At 32.0% G+C, this 20319-nt stretch carries 8 protein-coding genes; 2 read left to right on the top strand and 6 right to left on the bottom strand.

Annotation, left to right across the window (positions count from 1 at the left end):
* The first annotated feature begins 35 nt into the window (after positions 1-35).
* On the top strand, positions 36-2093 hold the full coding sequence (locus tag BMW64_RS12745) for an AAA family ATPase (protein ID WP_090000337.1): 2058 nt from the start codon (positions 36-38) through the stop codon (positions 2091-2093).
* Positions 2086-3255, top strand: coding sequence for an HNH endonuclease (locus BMW64_RS12740; protein WP_090000336.1), 1170 nt, complete (start codon positions 2086-2088; stop codon positions 3253-3255). The genes BMW64_RS12745 and BMW64_RS12740 overlap by 8 nt, the downstream gene beginning before the upstream one ends.
* Here BMW64_RS12740 and BMW64_RS12735 read toward each other — a convergent pair.
* From BMW64_RS12735 to BMW64_RS12705, 6 genes are all read right to left on the bottom strand, one after another.
* Positions 3252-7082, bottom strand: a complete 3831-nt coding sequence (locus tag BMW64_RS12735; protein ID WP_090000335.1) for a YobI family P-loop NTPase — start codon at positions 7080-7082, stop codon at positions 3252-3254. The two genes, BMW64_RS12740 and BMW64_RS12735, sit on opposite strands and share 4 nt — an antisense overlap.
* A 638-nt stretch (positions 7083-7720) precedes the next feature.
* Positions 7721-8416, bottom strand: coding sequence for a hypothetical protein (locus BMW64_RS12730; protein WP_090000334.1), 696 nt, complete (start codon positions 8414-8416; stop codon positions 7721-7723).
* A 1002-nt stretch (positions 8417-9418) separates the two neighbouring features.
* The gene (locus BMW64_RS12720; protein ID WP_090000332.1) at positions 9419-10954 is read right to left on the bottom strand and encodes a M20/M25/M40 family metallo-hydrolase; all 1536 of its coding nucleotides are present in this window, start codon (positions 10952-10954) and stop codon (positions 9419-9421) included.
* A gap of 894 nt (positions 10955-11848) precedes the next feature.
* A complete protein-coding gene (locus tag BMW64_RS12715) occupies positions 11849-12598 on the bottom strand; it encodes a hypothetical protein (RefSeq protein ID WP_090000331.1) in 750 nt (249 codons plus the stop codon).
* A 337-nt stretch (positions 12599-12935) separates the two neighbouring features.
* Positions 12936-13340 (bottom strand): hypothetical protein, encoded by a 405-nt coding sequence (locus tag BMW64_RS12710; RefSeq protein WP_090000330.1) that lies wholly within the window; start codon positions 13338-13340, stop codon positions 12936-12938.
* A gap of 3 nt (positions 13341-13343) precedes the next feature.
* The gene (locus BMW64_RS12705) at positions 13344-20288 is read right to left on the bottom strand and encodes an RHS repeat-associated core domain-containing protein (protein ID WP_177175287.1); all 6945 of its coding nucleotides are present in this window, start codon (positions 20286-20288) and stop codon (positions 13344-13346) included.
* Positions 20289-20319: the final 31 nt, after the last annotated feature.

Below are 20319 nucleotides of genomic sequence, written 5' to 3'. Positions count from 1 at the left end.
TTTTTAAACTAATAACCATAAAAATTTTTATAAACATGTCATTTAAATTACTTGCAATTCGCCCTACTGACGGATGTGGCTCAAAATTTTTAAAAAATCTTCAACCGAATAGAATTTATAAGTTTTATAATGAATATATATTTAGCTCAGATAATAAAAGGATAGATTCTTATGATAAAGACATAATCATTTATTCTGAAATAGATGAAATTGAAAATCCAAATTCAGCACTAAATGATTTTTTTGGGAAAAATATAAATGTATCAGCAATTGTTGGAAAAAATGGTAGTGGGAAAAGTACATTAATCAATTTAATAGTTTCATCACTTAATCAATTTGCATTGCAATTACAATATGATAATAAAATAAAAACCACTGCCAGTTTAAAAACAACCGGTGAGTTAGAAGCTGAAAAAGTATTTTGTGAGTTATTTTACGAAATTGATTCTATTTTTTATGTTCTCCAAGTGAAAGATAGAGAGTGTATCATTAAAGGGGTTGGTGGAGATGAAAAACAGGATTTTGATAATTTTTTCTATACAAATATTATTAACTACTCTATTTATGCATTTAATTCTTGGGAATTGGGAGATTGGATAGATGGACTTTTCCATAAAAATGATTCATACCAAATTCCGATTGTGATAAATCCTAAAAGAGAAAGTAAAGATGATGGTATGGCAGGAATCATTGACGTGAATAATGAAAATTATTTATTACAGCAAAGATTATTAGCTACAATCATTTTGAATCCAGATTATACAATAACCAATAATTTAAGAGTACATAACATAAAATTAATAACTAAAGATAATCGTTATTTCCATGCTTTTGTTCCAGGAGATAGCAGTAATTTAATAAAATTTAATGATAACGATAAAATTGAAGCATCTTATTTAGAAATATTAAAAGACAATTATGGTTTTACTTTTTCAGTTAATAATGCAACTACACCACCTTTTCTATACAGCAATTTATATGAACTTTTGAGCGAATTTAAAAATCACTTCAAAATTTCTGATATAGAAATACCTTTTTTACAAAGTAGATTAGACTTATATATACTTTATAAGATAACAAGTATTTGCGATAAATATATTTTATATAAAGATTTTATTGATGAGGGAGAAAAATATGGTAGTTTAAAAAGCTATAATATTTCATTCAATAATTTTTTAGAAAAATTTTCTGGTAGTAAAAGCCATATTGTAGTAAAATTGAAACAAGTTGTGAATTTCATAAAGAATTATGATACCATATGGCGACATTTGATTGATGAAACCAATGAAAATTCAGTTCCTATTTTTGATCTATCAAACTTTCTAATAGAAAAAACGGAAGAAGGTATTCCTTTGTTAGAGTTACTACCTCCTCCAATATTTCAAACTAAAATTATGTCTGGAAAGTCCATTGACATTCTCGAAACTATTAGTTCAGGAGAGATGCAACTTATTACTTCTATCTCTTCAATTTTATATCATCTAAGTAACCTTAACTCTGTTGAAGAAGAAAAAGGTATATTGGTAAAATACAATTACGCTAATATTATTTTAGATGAAATTGAATTATATTTTCATCCAGAATACCAGAGAAATTATATCCACCGTTTATTAAAAGATTTAAAAAGCTTTAAGTTTCCAGAAATACATGGTATTAATATTCTTATAATATCCCATTCTCCGTTTATTCTTTCAGATATACCCAAACAAAATACTTTGTTTTTAGAAGTAGATAATAATTTTAGTGTATCTAAGGAATACCCATCTGATAATACTTTTGGTGAAAATATACACGAGATTCTATCTAACGGCTTTTTCTTAGAAGAAACCATGGGAGCATTTGCAAAAAGTAAGGTCACAGATTTTTTGGAATTTGAAAAATATAACGAAGACAATAAAACTCAATATAAAGAACGTCGAGAAGAGTTTGCAAACTTGATTGATCTAATAGGCGAAAACGTAATTCGCCAAATTCTAAAAAATCATTTAGAGGATTTAGACAATAAATATTTCGATAAAAAAGATGATCTTGAACAAATTAGTAAAGAAATTACAAGATTAGAAATACTCAAGAAAAAAATAGAAGATGCATAAATTAACTTATCCTACCAATGTCACAAAATTAGAAAATTTTAAAAAAGAGTTTCAGAATCTCATTTTGAAAAGTAGCAAAATTGATATTCCTAAAATCCAAAATTTTCTTAATTCCATCGGAGTAAGAATTGTTTTCGAAGAGCTTTTAATAACGCCTCTTGAAGATTTAATTCAGTTAATCCCATTATCAGAAACCAATATATTTGATGGCTTGTCAGATGGGGAAAAAAAAGCAAAAAAGGAAGAGCTCAGATCGTATTTCAATTACTCAAAATTTCAGCAAGATGAACTCTCAAAATTTTTCAATAATTATTCGATATCATTAAATATTACTGGTTGTAACTATTGTGGAATTGATTTTATAAATGCCTATATCCCATTAGATAATGACTATAGAGATTTTGAACATTTTATGAATGAATGTACTAAAGAAGATTTAATGAAAATTCATGGCATAGGAGACGTAAATTCAGATGACATTATTAATGACTATAAAGGGAAAATTTTAAAATATTCCGATATAAATACTGGTAGTAGTAAATACATCAATAAGATATTACTTCAGCTTACAGATGCGTCAGGTATACTAAAATTTGATTTGTTCAAAAATGAAAAGAAAAATCATCTTACTTTAGATCATTTATTGCCACAAAGTGAATATCCATACTTGAGCCTAAGTTTATTCAATCTTGTGCCAAGTTGTTACAGTTGTAATTCCAAGCTTAAAAATGATAAAAAAATTTATTCGAATTTAGATGAATTATTATTCACTTCACCGACAGGCTTAAAAACAATCAGTGATATAATATTCAAGATTTACTTTAAGACAGGATTTGATAATAAAAATTTACCCAAAGAACTAAATGAATATTCTATAAAAATTGAATCTCCTTATACAGAATATTTTAAAGTTTTTAATTTACAAGGTAGATATAATTTTCATAAAAATATATCTCATGAGCTTATTTCTAAGAGACGAATCTATTCTGATTCTCAAATCAAGGAAATTTTTGATTTATTTAATGATAAAGGAAAACCTATTTCCAAGAATGAAATTAAGACCCAAATATTTGGATCTGATATTTTTACAGTAGATAGTAATAAACCATTTCAAAAGTATAAAAAAGACATTGCTAAGCAGTTAGAAATAATTCCTCTTTAGTCATGATAGCTCACTGTTATTTTTGAATCTTTATCTCTTAAATATGTTCTTTTAATATAGCCCATTTGCTGAAGGTTTCTTAATGCTTCAGCATTTTCTTCTGTATTTGGAAGCTCAAATTTTTCCTTATTCAGAACTTTAGAATAAGGATTGCCAATTAATTTAATTGATTCATTCATTAATTGATCTGATATATATTCTTTATCAAAATTAAGGTATCGAATTTTAGCATATTGCTTTAACGTAGATTTCACAATACAATTTAAAAAATACTCAGAAAAGGAATGAAACTTTTGCTCATAAAAATTTATTAAAACCTTAATCAAAAACATTTCGTCTTCTGAACTATAACTTTTATCTTGCGTTAAATGATCAAAGATTTGTTTCTTTAAAAACCCCGAAATATTGGATGTCAAAATAGTAATCCAAGTGTAAATCAATAATACCAATGAATCATATGAGTTCTTAAGTTCTTCTTCATTCTTTTCAACAAATAATTCTAAATCTTTACCATGTAACTCAGATAAATTTTTATTATTAAAAACAATTAAATCATTATCAATTAAAATATTTATTCTACTGGATTTTTCAATTACAGAAGCATCATCAAAATTCTTCGTCATGGAATGAACCAAGTTATTAAATGACTCTTCTGATATCGCAGAATTTACAAGTGAAATATTAAATCTTTCGATAGTATCAGATACAATCTCCTCCTCTTCATTTAAAAAATGATCAATACATTTATCACTTAGTATTTCAAAATTAGGTTTGAAATTTAAAAACTCAATAAGAACATCATCGATTTCTTCAGATTTAGATTTATAGTATAGTAAAACATTTTTCCAACTTGGTTCTATCTTTTTCTCAATCATTAAAGTAGACCAAAATGTACTATTTTCTATTTCTGAGATATTTGAGAGTTTAAAGTTTAATTTTTCTATCAATAAATCAACATTTTCAGGTTTAACATTAGAATTGTTAATTAAACTTACAACGACATTAATTTCTTCTTCAGTATTATTTTCAAGTTTCAATAAAACCTGCTCGACATATTCATTTATATTATTATTAATATTTTGTTTTAAGTATGTAACGCTTGATTGTAATAGATAAGAATAGTTTGCTGTTTTATAATCCAAATCAATATTTTGAGAATTTACTTTTTCTAAGAAGAGGTTTATATTACTTATATTTATTTTATAAAGGTTATATTCAATTACTTTTATGACTATTTCGAAAATAATATCTCCATATTTTATTTTATTGAATTTGACACCTAAGACTTTTAATTTGTCAATTAATTTTTCCTTAGTTTCTTTTTCAAAATTATTCAGTAAAAAATCATCATAGTTATTCAGAAAGGCGTTTATTTTCTTCTCCTTATTAAGAAGTTTGATTGTTTCAATATCAAGATATTTCATTATAATATCTAAAACTCTTCTTTTCTTTTCAATAGTGAATTCTTCTCTACTATATATTAAATTCCAAAATCCTTCCCATATTGATATTTTTCTTACAAATTCTATAATTGTTCCATTTAAATCGGAAAACTCAATATATTTTTCGATAAATTGAACAGATTTATCTTTTTCACTACTTAATACAACAATAAACTCATCAAGCTTGCTTGAGATATTTTCATTGTCTCTATAATTAATAAGTAGGTAATCAAGAATATAGAAATTTAGTACGGATTCCTTTTTAAAATTGTTACTACCTAATTCAGAAATAAAATTCTTTGTTTTATCAATGCTTTCATTAAAGTCTGTTATTCCATCCTGAATAATTCTTAATTTTAAGTTATTGTCTTTTTCACTTATTGATTCAGGATAAAACAACGAAACATAAGTCGAGTAATTTTCATCAACATATTTATTCGTTATTAAAACCTTTAGAAGGCTATAATGCAGGTTAGTTTCTTCATCACTAATTTCATTTAATGCCATTTTTTTAACTTCAATTTCATTTGAAAATTCTTCTTCTACAGAATCAGTTTCTAATGATGGCTTCTGTTCAATATTCAACTTTTTATAACTATTAAAGATATCATCAAAATAATTATCAATTTTAGCTCTCTCAGATTTTTGAAACAGTTGGTAGATAGACGAGTTTTTTAAATTATTAATTTCAGCTTGAATCTTATCTATAGTAATTTCGTTATTTTTTAATTTATTATTAGATTTATGTATTATTAATTGTTTCCTTTCTTTATAAGGTTTTGGTGACACTTTTGCTTCTATATCACTGAATCTTAGAAATTCTTTCCTTATGTGATAATGCGATATCGCATTCAGCTCAACCATTCTTTCAAAACTCTCAGTAGTAAGCAAATCTTTAAATTCAATCTGAGAGTCGCCCAAATAATAAATATTTGCATTCTTGCTTAAAAGTAATATCTCATATAAATATAGCTTCCGTAATTCTTGGATATTATCTTGTTGTTCGTTAAGTATTGCTTTATTTTCAATTTTTAGGTCACTGATTTTATTTTCTAAAATCGCTTTCAGCTCAGAATAAAAATGAATTTTATTCTGAAAAATTGAATAAATTACTCCTTGTTTGTTTTGCAAACATTTAAATTCATTTGGATATATATTTTTCAAGACTACTAATGAAAATAAGCTATTCCCATTGATATCAGAATTCTCGTTAAATTTAATTTTATAGTAAGTTCTGAACTCATTTATAATATTGATAAGACTTCTCATATCATTTATATATGGAGCTATATCATAGATAATATCTTCAGAAATAATGTTATTTTCGATAAAATCCTTCTTGAGTCTTTTAATAAATTGTGTACTTGAATTACTATAATCAATAATTGGTATAATTGGAATTATTAAATCGAAAAATTTTGTTTTTTCATCATTCCTACTAAATAACTCGTCTTTAACCGCATAAACAAAAGTTACTTTTTGAAGAATATCCTTTGAATTATTTATAAGTATATTTAACTCTCTTAATTTTATAAAAGTTTCTGCAGCTGATTCAAATCTATCAATATCTTCTATAAAAACGACTTGTGTTTTAGTCTTTTCAAAAAAATATATTAATTCATCGATATGTTTATTAATTATCGAAATATCATTATGTTCTTTCGGTACAAATTCTGCGTCACTAAAACTTATTTTATTGATTTTTAGTTTAAAAATTTGTCTAAACAACTTCTTCAGTATGAGAAAGAAGCCTGTCAAAAAGATAAATTTTATTAATAGATGATAATATGAAAATTCTATCTTATCAGTTAAAATTAATTTATTATATATTTTATCGAAGAATATATATAATATTGAATATATCCAAATAATGAATAAAGTAGCTTTTAATAAAATAAATCTATCATTATTAATACGTTCAAATCTTGAATCCTTCAAATTACTCTTCTTCTCAAAATACAAAATTTGTTGAACAATACTTGTTTCAATATCAATCTCCTTTTGTTCATTTTTTTCAAACTTTCCAAGACTAATATCTAATGTTTTAAACTCTGGATTATTTTTTTTAAATAGGTTAAGAATTGTACTTTTTCCTGTACCAAAGGAACCAGAAATTGCAATGTTTTTCACATTTTGATTTAAGATTCCCCATCTTATAGACTCTAAATAAGTTTTTAGGTTATAGTTGTCTTCATCTTCTTTTACAATGAATGGTGTAAGGTCTTCTAAATGATTGTAATTAGGATTATTTTTAGTTAGAATTTTGTTTTTTCTTTTACCCAAAGTAAAAATTGCTTTTGACAGAGCATTAAGATAAATTTCTGTCATCTGATTTCTAAGGGAAACGTAATTCTCATTTATTTTGTTTAAAATTACTTTTATCACAAGTTATAGTTTTTTGCAAATTACAAATTATTAGGAAATTTTGAGCTAAATTTCTGTAGGACAGTTCCTCTAATTCAAAAACCAATAATAATCTGAATAACTATTGACACCTTGTTGAATAACTTTAAATGTTCACGTCCTTCAAATTTATTGTTGGCAGGTCATATAATAATCATTTTATTTTATTTGAAAAGCTCTAAAAGTAATAAATCATCGACAAAATGTTTCGAAAATTGTTCATCTTTGACTGCAAAGAAAAGCGTTGATTATTTCAATGCTTTTTTTATTTATCTAGATTATAATCGTAATGATTCAATGAAAAAAGCTGTCCAAAAAGTTTTGGATAGTCTCTTTATTAAGACTTTCCAGTTTTTGTAATAATTTTATAGCATACCGCGTGACGTAATACCAGAAATCCTTTTGGAATTCTATCTTAACATAGCACACCTACGGCGTGCTTACGATATTGTATTATTTTTTTGCTACACAGATATTGCTCCTCCGGAGCATAAAAATTACTTGTTCATTTTGTTGACGAAAAAAGAGGCTACCCAAACATTTAGGTCAGCCTCTTGCGTTTGAAAAGTCTCAACCCCTTTTCAAACTATAATTTAGCTATATGATGTTGGTGTATTAGTTCAATTGCAAATGGTAAGGAACTGATGGTTCATCTGTATCTTGAATTTAGCATCAGATTTCAGCTTTGAATAGATTGTGCTGTCGAAAGCGTACACTTCTTTTAATTTATGATCGATATATTCTGCGATCTGAACGATTGAGAATAGAAAATCTCTGTAAACAGCCATATTAACTGTTTGCCCGTAAACAGGAAGATAGGCTTTCAGGAAGGGCAGCGTCGACTGGTGCTGGCTGTAATTCACGCAATATCCGGCACCATCTCTGGAAGTAATGATATCATAATTGTTGATGAAACTCATGATATCTTTATCTTTTTTATCCTTGTTCGCGGAAATATGTCTGTTGATTTTGTCTAAAATATGCTGGGCATATTCCATCATGGTAATGGTTTTCCATTCAAAAACATGATTCATATTTTTAGAAGTCTTCGGAGATTTACTATTGTCACAACCTGTGCAGAAAGAAAGTCCGATCTTGTCATATAAAGGAAAGACGCAGTCTTTGATCTGAATGGAAGCGTCTGCCTGAAGTCTGTCGTTCGCAAAATTATAATACAGATACGGGCTATACAATGCTGCAAGTGCTTTCAGGTAATCCGTTTCGGATGTATTATGATATTCTTCAAACCATTTTTCAAGGTTGTCATAATAGTGTTTTTCAAATTCATTAAAACTTAAATATAATGGCAGTTCCATAGCTTCGTTGTTTTGATATGACAAAGCTAATTGGGTAATGCGTCAAAACTTGACGTATTATTTTTTATTGAAAAACTCTTTTTTAAGTGGTTTGTTTTGAACGCAAAGGAGCGCTAAGCTTTTCTTTTAAATGATTGAGGATATTTTCGTTCGCAAAGGCGTTTCACTCAGCAAAGGCAGTGAAAATACTTTTGTCGCACTCAGACAGTGGGATTTTCTTTACGTTCATAAAATTATTTTTCTTAACGCTTCAACTTCCTATGTCGGTTTAGAGTGCTTTAACATTGGGAGATTCTTCGACTGCTGCGCGCTCAGGATGACAAAGAGCTGTCATTCTGAAAGAATCTTTATAATTTTCTTTTGTCTTAAAACAAAAGAAACAAAAATTCAAGACCTGGAAACTGAAGGCTAAAAATTAATGAACTCTCTAAAAATTCTAAAACTCGAGCGAATCTGACTGTTGTTTTTTCGGGTTAAAATCTGACCGCGCTCAAACAGTAGAATTTTCTTTACGTTCGTATCATTAATTTTCTTAACGCTTCAGATTCCTATGTCGGTTTAGAGTGCTTTAATGTTGGGAGATCCTTCGACTGCTGCACACTCAGGAAGACAAAGAGATATCATTCTGAAAGAATCTTTATAATTTTCTTTTGTCTTGAAACAAAAGAAACAAAAATTCAAGACCTGGAAACTGAAGGCTAAAAATTAATGAACTCTCTAAAAATTCTAAAACTCGAGCGAATCTGACTGTTGTTTTTCGGGTTAAAATCTGACCGCGCTCAAACAGTAGAATTTTCTTTACGTTCGTATCATTAATTTTCTTAACGCTTCAGATTCCTATGTCGGTTTTAGAGTGTTTAATGTTGGGAGATCCTTCGACTGCTACGCGCTCAGGATGACATATTGCTAATACTATCTGTGTTATTTATTATTTATCATTCACTACTTATTGCTTATTGCTCATTACTTATTGCTCATTGCTCATTGCTTATTATCCATCATCTATTGTTTATCATAGTTTCTCATGATGTGTTCAAAGTAGTGGATCATCTTCATGTAGTTTTCGATGCTGAGATATTCGTTGGTGCTGTGGATGGATTGTTTTTCGGCGTTGTTTATTTTGATGGGCATGAACCGGTAGATATTTTTGCTGACAATCTGATATTTGTACGCATCTGTTGCACCAACGGTAAGGTAAGGGGTAGCAATCGCCGATGGATAAATTTCTTTAATGGCAGATTCTATTAATCTAAAGCCCTTTGTATTGGTTGAGGAAACGGCAGAAGCTTCTTTGACAGTATCAATTTCTTCTATTTCGACATCAAATCCTTTGGTGGCTTCGGCAATATGCTGTTTGACGTCTTTTACGGTATTCCCGGGAAGCAGCCTGAAATTAACTACAAATTCCACTTCGGGAGAAAGGACGTTGGGAGCATCACTGCCTTTCATCATGGTGAGGGCGGTCGTGGTACGTACCAACGCATTGGTGGAATTATTTTTGGTGAGCTGGGAAAGAAGGACGGGCTTCAATAGCCATTGGTTAGCGATAGCCATCCTGTTAACGAAAGACATTGATCCGCCAACGTTGGTGAAGAACTGATTGATTAGTGGCGTAATTACTGGCTTCATCTGGTCTTTTTCAAGACGCTGCATGATGATCGCCGCTTTTCCGATGGCGCTTTCTGTGGGAGGCATTGAGGAATGTCCACCGAGACCTTTGACTTTTATTTTAACAGAAAGGAAACCTTTTTCTGCACACCCGATCACGGCGACATCTGAGTTGATTCCATTGACACTCCCCTTTTCAAGAATTAAACCACCTTCGTCATATACTGCATCAAACTCAATATTTTTATTTTTAAAGTACTCAGCTATTTTCACAGCGCCTTGTTGTCCGCTCACTTCCTCGTCAAATCCGAAGGCGAGGTAGATATCTCTCTGAGGGGTATGTTTTGTTTTAATTAAGTTATTCATCGATTCCAGAAGAGAGAAGAGCATTCCTTTCATATCGGTGGAGCCTCTTCCATAGATCCTTCCATTGGCTACTGCGCCAGAGAAGGGCCCGAAATCCCATTCTTCGGAGACTTCTGATACGGTAGGCAAAGGCTTATCATCAGGTCTGAAAATATTTTCACTTTTATCTTTCACCTCAGCATCTCCGGGAGGAACGACATCGGTGTGGGAAAGGAACAAGATGGGATTAAGGGAAGGATTGCTGCCTTTCAGTCGGAATACCAAACCGTAAGTATTTACTTCGACAAATTCTGTATTCTGATAAATGAGGGGATAAGAAGCTTTTAAATATTCTTTAATGGTATCGAAGGGTGAGTAATTAAATTCTCCCAGTTCACCAGATGAAACCGACGGGATTTTCAGTCCGCCTGACAGCCTTTGAATGGCTGAGTCATCTTTTACCATTTTCCATCCGCTGGAAGTATTGGCATTAACTTTTTTAAAGGGATAAGTAAATGTTTTGATTAAAACAATAATAATGAGGAGAATAATAATTCCTACTATGATGAAGATGAGTTTTTTCATGGAAATTCCGGATTTGGTTATTTTTTAATTTGATTATTTGTTATTAATCATAATATTTCATTAACGCAAAGATCGCTAAGTATTTTTTTTAATGCTAACCGCTTTTAAGTTCGCAAAGGCGTTTTACTCAGCAAAGAATACAACAACTTTTTTAATTATAACACATTGCGGACAATCACTTTTAATTGTATAAGATATTGTTTAACAACTTTAAATAGCTTTCACGATGGTCTTGTTTTGAATTTCTAAGGTATTGAAATAATCGACAGCCTGAGAAAAAATTTAATTTACAATCTAAAATTCATAAATATTATTGAAAGAAAATATTTTTACATCGTAAGAATCTTGTTCGACCATGCAAATATCTAAAACAACATCGGTCATATTTACTTTTACACAGCTAATATATTAAACAACCATGCTCATGTATACTTTTACATTGATAATATATTACTCAACATCATCTACATCTCTTTTAACATTGCTAAAAGATAAAATAACATTACGAAATTTTACTTTTACACCGGTTTTATCCAAAACTACATTGCTTGTTTTTATTTATACATTGGAAAAAGATTTACCTACATTGTGAAAAACTAAAACTCCTTTATGAAAATTGTTTCATAAAGGAGTTTATTTAATATTGAGGACGAAATTTGCCCCTACACTCACAAACTTCTCGATATGATTTTTTTCAAAAATCTACTCGAAGTGACGTGCGCGTTAATTATACAATACAAATGTTTGTCCGTCTATTCGTATTTTTTGTAGTGAAGCTGTGAAAATGTATTGAAAACCTAGTGTACTTCCGACAGATAGTGTAACTTCCCGATACAACTTCTTCAAAATCTACTCGAAGTGACCGATGTTAATCAAAATGAATAAAGAGTTGAATTACCGCTTTCTTTTTACAAAAAGCAAGGATGAAATCTGTTTGTACTGAGGGCTTGTGGCTCCGAAAACTGATTTTACATACTGCTTTACTTCCTTTGCAATCTGACAAAGGCCTGTAAGATTATTATACAATACCTGATCTCTGGATAACCTTGCATTAGAATATTCTGTGTTGGCATGAATAAGAGTCGTGTTCTTGCCTTTCATGTCTGCCAACTTATCCTGTAAGGCAATGATCTTTAATTCTTCTTCATTCGGATTATAGGCTGCACTTTGTTCCAGCACATGAATTAAATTGGAGAAATGATTGATCTTGCTGTCGTAGCTTTGTTGGGAAGTCGAGATAGTTCTTGTTGGATTTTCGGTTTCTTCACCTGACTTCTCTGCTTCTGTTTTTGCTTTTGTTCTTCCCTGTAGTTTTTTGTTGTAGGATTTGGCATTGCTGAGCATTAGAGGATTTGTTTCTGAGACAGCCAATGCATTAACAACTTTTGTCGCCAGCGGATTCAATTCTTTAAAAACTTCGGCGCGCTGGTTAGTGGCATTATCAAACAGCGTTTTTTTAGTTTGGGCTTCGTTCAATTTTAAGAGAGCATCTTCATAGAGTGCTTCAAGGCTGGAGATTTTTAATTCTTCTTTTACGGGATTGTATTTGTCGCCATAGGCTGTACAAAAAGAGATGAGATCCTGAAGGTTAGCGATGTTTTTGGAGTGTCCTGTTTCGCTTACAGAGCTTTTCGTGTTTTTCATATTTATGTTTTAAGTTACCGTACAAATATATATTTTTATTTTATTATTTTACGGAAAACGAAAATTAATCGTTTGATTTACAATGTTATATAAATCATTTTATTCTTTATATAAGTTTTAAAGAAATTCTTTAATTGGAATTGAAAAACCACTGCAAAAAATGCAGTGGTTTTGTTTTGACTTAGCACGAGTGAGACGCTCGCTCAATTGAGGATTTATAATTTCTAAATTATTTATACTCGTTTGTATGACTATAAATATTACATCCAAAAAAGCATAAATAAAATCTCCAAATATAGTAATCTTTATTCGCAATATATTTAATACCATTATTAATTTACTTGCACGCTTCTTTCCATTCTTTAGTACATTTTTTTTTCCACTCTTTCGGAAAGCATAAACTACTTTGCAAATCTTTAGTTATAGTCTCAAAAATTTGCTTATTCCATAAACCATTATGCTTATAATAATAAAAGGGACTATTAGCAAACTTTTTTATACTATCACCAATGGCAACTTTCTCTATATTATTCAAAAAAACTAAAGTGTCTTTTTCTTTTAATTTTATTTTAGCATGAGAAATGATACCTTTCCGAACTTGAATTTTCCCTACAATTATACCATTAAAACCATATTTAATGTTATGATTAACCCATTTTTTGCAAGAAGTATTATACAAGAACAGACTAGCTATACTACAAATAAAAATCAAAAAAAATAAAAATTTAATATTATAACGCATTACTTAAAAAACTTTTTTCCAAATACTAGAATTAGCCCAAGACATCTTCCCTCCTGTTACTCCTTTTGAAATTCCTGCTGAAAAAGTTTTCCATGTGGTTGGACTTTTCATTCCTGGATATAATTCGTATACATTAGATCTATTTGCCCATGAATATGAACCTCCATAAATCTTAAAGCCGCCAGCTATTCCTGAGGATTTACCGGCATATCCTAAAGCATTAAAGTTGGCTTGATTACTATCAACATATTTTGAATAAAATGTTCCTCCTCCTAAGCTCATTTCCAGCCCCATAGTTGCTCCTCCATATTTATAGAGATACGCACTTCCTACATCTTTGCCTGCGTTAAAGTAAACCAAAGAGATACCGCCATGTAAACCACCACCAAAGGTATCACTTATCTCAAAATTAATTCCAACAGCATCCATGTATGAAGTAAGTTTAATACTTAAAGGAATAGGAATTTCTGCATCTGTATCCAAATATACATTTTTTTCAATTTTATCAGTAACTATTCTTCCTAATTCTTTACCTTTTTTATTTCTAATAACAATATCATCTCTATGCAATCCGTGATTCAATCCCGCAACAACACCTCCAATTACAGCGCCCTGCCAGAAATTCCCTCCGGAAAGCTCGGCACCGATACCTCCGGAAAGTGCTCCAAAGAGTACAGTTCCCACCGTAGTATTGGCAGCTCCCTTAGCGATCTCTCCAAAAGCAGTAGCTCCTAAACTTCCTAAAAAACCAGAAGCTGCGGCAGTTAAAAAGTTTTCTCCCTGTACAGCACTTAATATTCCTTGTGCTAAAGCATGCGTTCCCGCTTGTACCATGACAAATCCTACCTGCCCAACAGTTTCTTTTATCATCTGTGCCGCAGTTGTAATACATCCACCAGCGCCCGAAAATAAACTTCCTATTCCAAAAGTAACCGCTCCCGAGACGGCCCCTATAAAGGTTGCCTTGAAGGCTCCCAATAAGTTCCACTGGTCAAAATTACCTGTTACAGCAAGACTTACCGTATATGCCGCCAATCCTATCGCAGCACCAATAATAATTGCTTTAACGATAGCGGCCATAGAAATCGAAAATAATGTTACAAGCTCTTCCCCTGTCGGATCATTAAACATCAACGGATTATTCATTACATATCCATATTTGTTGTAATTCTGTGTATTGGTAGGATCCGATATATTTTCATCTGCATTTAAGAATCTTCTCAGTAACGGATCATACAATCTTCCGTTCATATGAATGATACCTACTTCTGAAAAATGTTCATGGCTGGTATATCCTCTTTCTATTAATAACGAAGTATTATCAATTATATTCTTATCTGTGATAATTGCCCCTGATCCTAACTGCAAATGTGTAAAATTGCCCCAAGCATCGAAATGCCTTTGCTCCAGCTTATTTCCTGCTTCGTCACTAATGGCCAAGATACTTCCTAAATAATCTTTATGCAAGAATTTATATTTACCAGCTGTCTCATTATAATTTTTCAGGTAAATAATATTACTTTCATACGGGGTTCCTCCAATGTAAAGAATATGCTTTTCTTTTCCCGAAGTATTGTCTTTTATAACCTCAAAGCTTCCATCTTCACTGTAAAACTTAGTAAATTTCCCATCTTTATCCGCATCAAAATTCCCTCCATAGGTAACTCTTTGTCTCATGCTTGTAAGCCCATATTGGAAAGCTACATCACCTTTTTCACCATTTATAAAAACAGGATCATTATTTTCATTGTAGACAATGCTTTGTATAAGATCATTGTTATAATTCTGGGTTCCGGCTGCATTAAGTGTCATTCCTGTTGGCTGATAGATCTTAGCAGTGTTTTCATATTTTATGGTACCTACCTGATCATTCTCAAGAATCCGTCCTTTGGCATCATAAACATTTCTATTGGCCGGTTTATCTCCGGTTACAGGATTTGTCCAGCTCACCAATCTATTATTGTCATCATAATCAAACTCCTCTATGATATTGAAATCCCCCATTGTTCTCCTGCTCTTCAGTTCATTCTTAACTCCATCAAAAGTGTATCCGAGATCAAGAATTCCAGCTTTAACCTGTGAAGAATGGTTCACTTTTGTTAAAAAGCCACTGTTATCATACGTATTTGTGATGGCAGCTGCTCCTAACTTTGCATTAAGGATCTGCCCTTTAGCATTGGTATTCTGAAGTTCCCATAGTACCTTCCCTGAATTCTTGTCCTTTACCCTATATAATTCCCCACTCCATTCGCTGTAAACGTTTTCCACATTGACTTTAGTGAGAACCCCTGATGAGTATAAGCTTTTTTCATAGGAAATAACTCTTCCTTTGTCATCATAAGTAATTCCTTTTTGAATGAAGTATCTGTCATTACTGCTTTCAGAAGATGAGACTACCCTTCCTTGCGGATCAAAAGAAGTATTCGAGCCGTATGTCTTTCCTTTAGAGGTTCCATTTTTCGAGGTAAGTCTGCCTTTATTATCATATGTATAAGTAATGGTTTTATCAGTTGCCTGCCCTCCATCCAGAGTAGAAAGTTCTTTTTGAGTAATAATCTGCCCCAGATTATTATAAACAAATTCTTTTGTTCCTTTAGGACTGATTATTTTCTTAGGCTGACCGAATCCATTATATTCATATTTATATAATCCATTAGAAGGATCATTAAATTCTGATTTTCTACCCCATGTATCATATTTAGTTGTTACAATGTTCTCAGCATATTGAGCCTTAATTTGCTCTCCTGCTGCATTATAGGAAAATTGTATCGTTCCTCCTTTATCTGTTGTAGTAACTACATTTCCTAAAGCATCAGTGGTTTTGGTTGTAATTCTTCCATATCCGTTAACTTCTTTTACCGAAGTTACATTTCCTGATATGTAAGACTCCATTTTTTTACCTATAAATGATGTGATCAGTCCCTGCCCATCTATTTTCGCCAAGCCTGTGGTGGTTACTTTAGTAGGATAAACACTATCATCATAGGTATTAACATTCCACTGAATATCGCTTGGTAATTCTTCTGTAGCCTGATCAAAGTAAGGTTCGGTTTCACGGACTTTTCTTCCTAATTTATCATATACAGAATATTTGGCAATGTAGGTGCTCTGGCCAAAACCTTTAGTCACGACTTTATAGTCCTGTCCTAATCTGTTGGTGTACTTTTTTGTTATATTTCCATTAGGATTATATTGGATCAAGGTTATATTGGAATTAGAATCTCTTATATACTGATAAGTGGTAGTACCTTCTAAATTTGTTTTGGATTTTAAAAGTTTGCCCCAAGCATCATAGGTATTGTCAAGGGTATTTCCTAAAGGATCAGTCTGAAGCTTTATCTGCCCGAAATCGTTGTAAACAATATTGGTTTCAAGTCCAAGATTGTCTATTTTCTTTACAACAAATCGTCCTTTTGTATCATATAGAGCAGTTATTGTCTGTGTTAATGCATCAATACTATTGCTGGTGACTGTTTTTACGATATTACCAAATCCGTCATAATCGTATGTATCTAAAACATAACCTGTATTATCCCTGTTCCATGTTTTCTGGGTTTTTATCAGATTCCCATCATAAGTATATTCTACTTTTCCTGCTTTTGTATCTCCATAGGCCTGGATAGTCTCGATCTTTGATTTCAGACGGCCAATGAAATAATCTGATCCGACACCTGCAGGGTTATGATTATATCCGAGAACTGAAGTTGTTATACTATAATTGTTATTAACTTTTGAAACAGTCTGCTGTGGCAGATAGTAATCTCCATAAGTAATCGTGCTTGCTGTGGTTGTACCCGTTAAGAATTCTTTTGCAATTGTGGATATTGGAAGCATTGCCGTTACAATTTTCGCCTTATCTACCCCATTTGTGGTTGTAAGAACCTGCCCATTTAACAATTCATCCTTTTTATATACTATTGATTTGAAGTTTAAAAGTTCGGTGTTGTTTTCAGAAATATTGGCAGGAAAAACCTTATTATCGTCATTGGTTTTGATAGACCATTCTTTAAGAGTTACTCCTTCATTTAACGGATCTATTTCTGCCCCTGACCATATTTTTGTATTTTCAAAACCATCTGCATACCATGTAGAACGTGCGGTCTGCCTGTATCCGATAACTCCCTTACCATGTAGATTAATAACCAAATCACGGTATTTAAAGTCCTGCTTTCTACCCTCTTCCCTAAGCTGGGTAACAATAAAGTTTTGTGGCATATGCTCCACCTGAACATATGGATACGTTTGGATAGTGGTTGGTTTATAAAAATTAGCTGTTGCCGGATCGTTTGCATCAAGCTCATTATATTGGATCTCCGTTTTTATACCTCCCTGGTTGATGGCATAAATTCTTTCTCTACTTTTTATATCATAATAGCTGTAACGGGACAGGTGGTTATCAACTTTCACAAAAAAGACATTATCTTCCTTATTGATCCGTAGTGAAACGTTCATCGGAATCCAGTGTGCTCCGATCTGAGAATACATTCCCCACGGATCTTCTTCATACTTGGTTTCAAATTTAATATTCCCGTTGCTGTCGACCCCTGCAGATTCCATCACCTTGAATCCTCTTCTTGAATCTAAGTCTTTACAGCATTTGTGAGCTTTAAAAATCTGGGATTCGAATCGAATCAGATCACTTTTCCCGTCTCCATTCAAATCTTTAGCAAAATGCCAGATCGCAACTTGTCTTTGATAGGTATTATCAACGATAACAGGATCTTTGGTATAATAAGAGAAGTTATTAAGATCCTGTACTATGAATGTTGGTGCACTACTTCCGGGAGAAAGTGTTTTGCCTGGGTTTATATATAACTTCCAATTGGATGTATCGGTACCCTGAGGGACCATGTAATCCATCTTGCTGTCTCCATTGAAATCTCCGAAAACAATCCCTTCCTTTACACCACTGAAACCGTAATAATTAGTTTGCATGACATATTTATTCTCCTCATTGACAATAAAGAAATTACTATTAACCCAATTACCTGTAACCTCTATCAGGTTTTCTTTACCATCTCCCTCAAAATCCATCGTTATTCCTTCTTTTAAGAGATCTCGTGGACCAGAACCAACTAAATAGGCGTCATTTACTGAGGTATTTGGGTTAAGAATATAAAAATCATACTGGGAGTAAGATTCGGGCTGATTGGTACTTGGATCAGGAAATCCTATTAACCCTGTATCCGGATCTACAACAGGACCTGTATCCGGATACATCGTTGTCATATTTTCTACAGAAAACATAACCTCCGAAAGACCATCTCCATTCACATCCACTTCTCTGAACTCCCGAACGTATGACTTTATTGCATAATAAGCATCTGTAGGATGCTCTTTAGGCTGAGTATATGTTTTGTCATACAATGATGATGGAACAGTTTTAGTCTGACTGAGAATATATTGACTATTTTCAAGAACATACTTATCAAATTTGATTTGATTCGTTTCTGTTTTATGGGTATACAGCGACTTCACAGGTCTCATCTTATCATTTACCAGTGTGGCATTAATAGCTAATGCACCGGTAAGATTAAGGTCTGAAACTTTCACCGAATTAGGTCCGAAGAAATTGTTATAAGTAATGTATGTACCGGCCAGAGTAGGTTCCACATAATCTCCCTGCATCTCACAATTTCCATAATCGTCATAATCCAAACATTCGTAATGACCATCGGTAGCTGTCTGATAATACAATAAATCGAGATTTCCATCTCCATCGAAATCAGAAATATTTTTATTATCTAAATTCAAATTATTAGAAATGGTACTTGACTTTATTGTTGAATTATCAATCTTCCTGTCAAATTTGATAGGATTTGCTGATTCTCCATTAGCGTTGGTTTCGGTAATGGTATCAACAAATTGATAGTTTGTATTATTGTTGGTATAGGCTATCTTATAACTTTTAAAAACAGATGAATTTGCTTTGACAATTATTTCAGTCAAAAGTTTATCCTGAGTGTAATAATACCCCTGATGATATGAAAGTTCTTTAATAGTTCTATCCAGACCATAGCTAAATTGAATTTCATTAAAATGAGGTTTATTTAATTTTTCGTTCCCTCCCCATTTAACTGTTTTAATTTTTGTAACCTCTCCTGACGTTGCAGTTAATGATGTTATGACGGCATTTTTTTCATATTCATAAGTAATATAATTACCTTGAACATCCATCCATTTTACCATATTGTATTCCATGGTAGTTCTTCCTGCGCTAACATGTGCCGGATCATTGGATACGGTATCTCCGTACCATGCCTGGGAGCCATCTTCAAACGTTATATGGAAAAGCATAGGTCCCTGAATATCATTTCGGGTACCCATTGACTTAATTTTAATATTTGAATATTTTTCAGTGACATATTCTGCCCCGTCTTTGCCATATTCTCCGGATTTCAAAATCAATCTTTGACCATTCAAGCTATAATAATCTGAATAATCCATTTTAATTTCCCGAGCTTCTTTGTCTCTGTCAATATTTTTCCCCATTCTGGAAATAGAGGTTATCCCCATTAAACTCCACCCATATCCTGCAATTCCATTCCCACTACCACTAGAGTATATAAGATTTAATTGGGGAGCTACTGTTTTTACACCTGGAGGCAATGCAATGGGTAAAGTAAATTGCACTTGACCAGCTCCCGTTATCTCAATATTTCCTTTTGTATCATGGAATTTTTGGTCTGCCGAAGATGTTGTCGTTCCCGAAGGATTATTCGCTCCCGCATTTGAATCCGTCGGTCCGCCTCCCGGGTTTTCCGTTCCGGGACCAATCTTTGCCACAAAGGGATTCGATACACTCCCTGATGCCTGAAATCCCTGTGCCAACACTACCGTCTGCGGATCCTGAACCGTTCGGGTGGTTGTTTCTGTCTGATACAGAATGGTCTGTGAAAAGCCCATGACTGCACACAAGGACAGTATAAATGATGAAAATATTTTCATTTTCATTGTAATTAATAATTATTGTGGTTAA

This window comes from Chryseobacterium taichungense (assembly GCF_900109935.1).
Taxonomy (GTDB): domain Bacteria; phylum Bacteroidota; class Bacteroidia; order Flavobacteriales; family Weeksellaceae; genus Chryseobacterium; species Chryseobacterium taichungense.
Note: the sequence above shows the minus strand (reverse complement) of the source record. Positions and strands in the feature narration are given on the sequence as shown.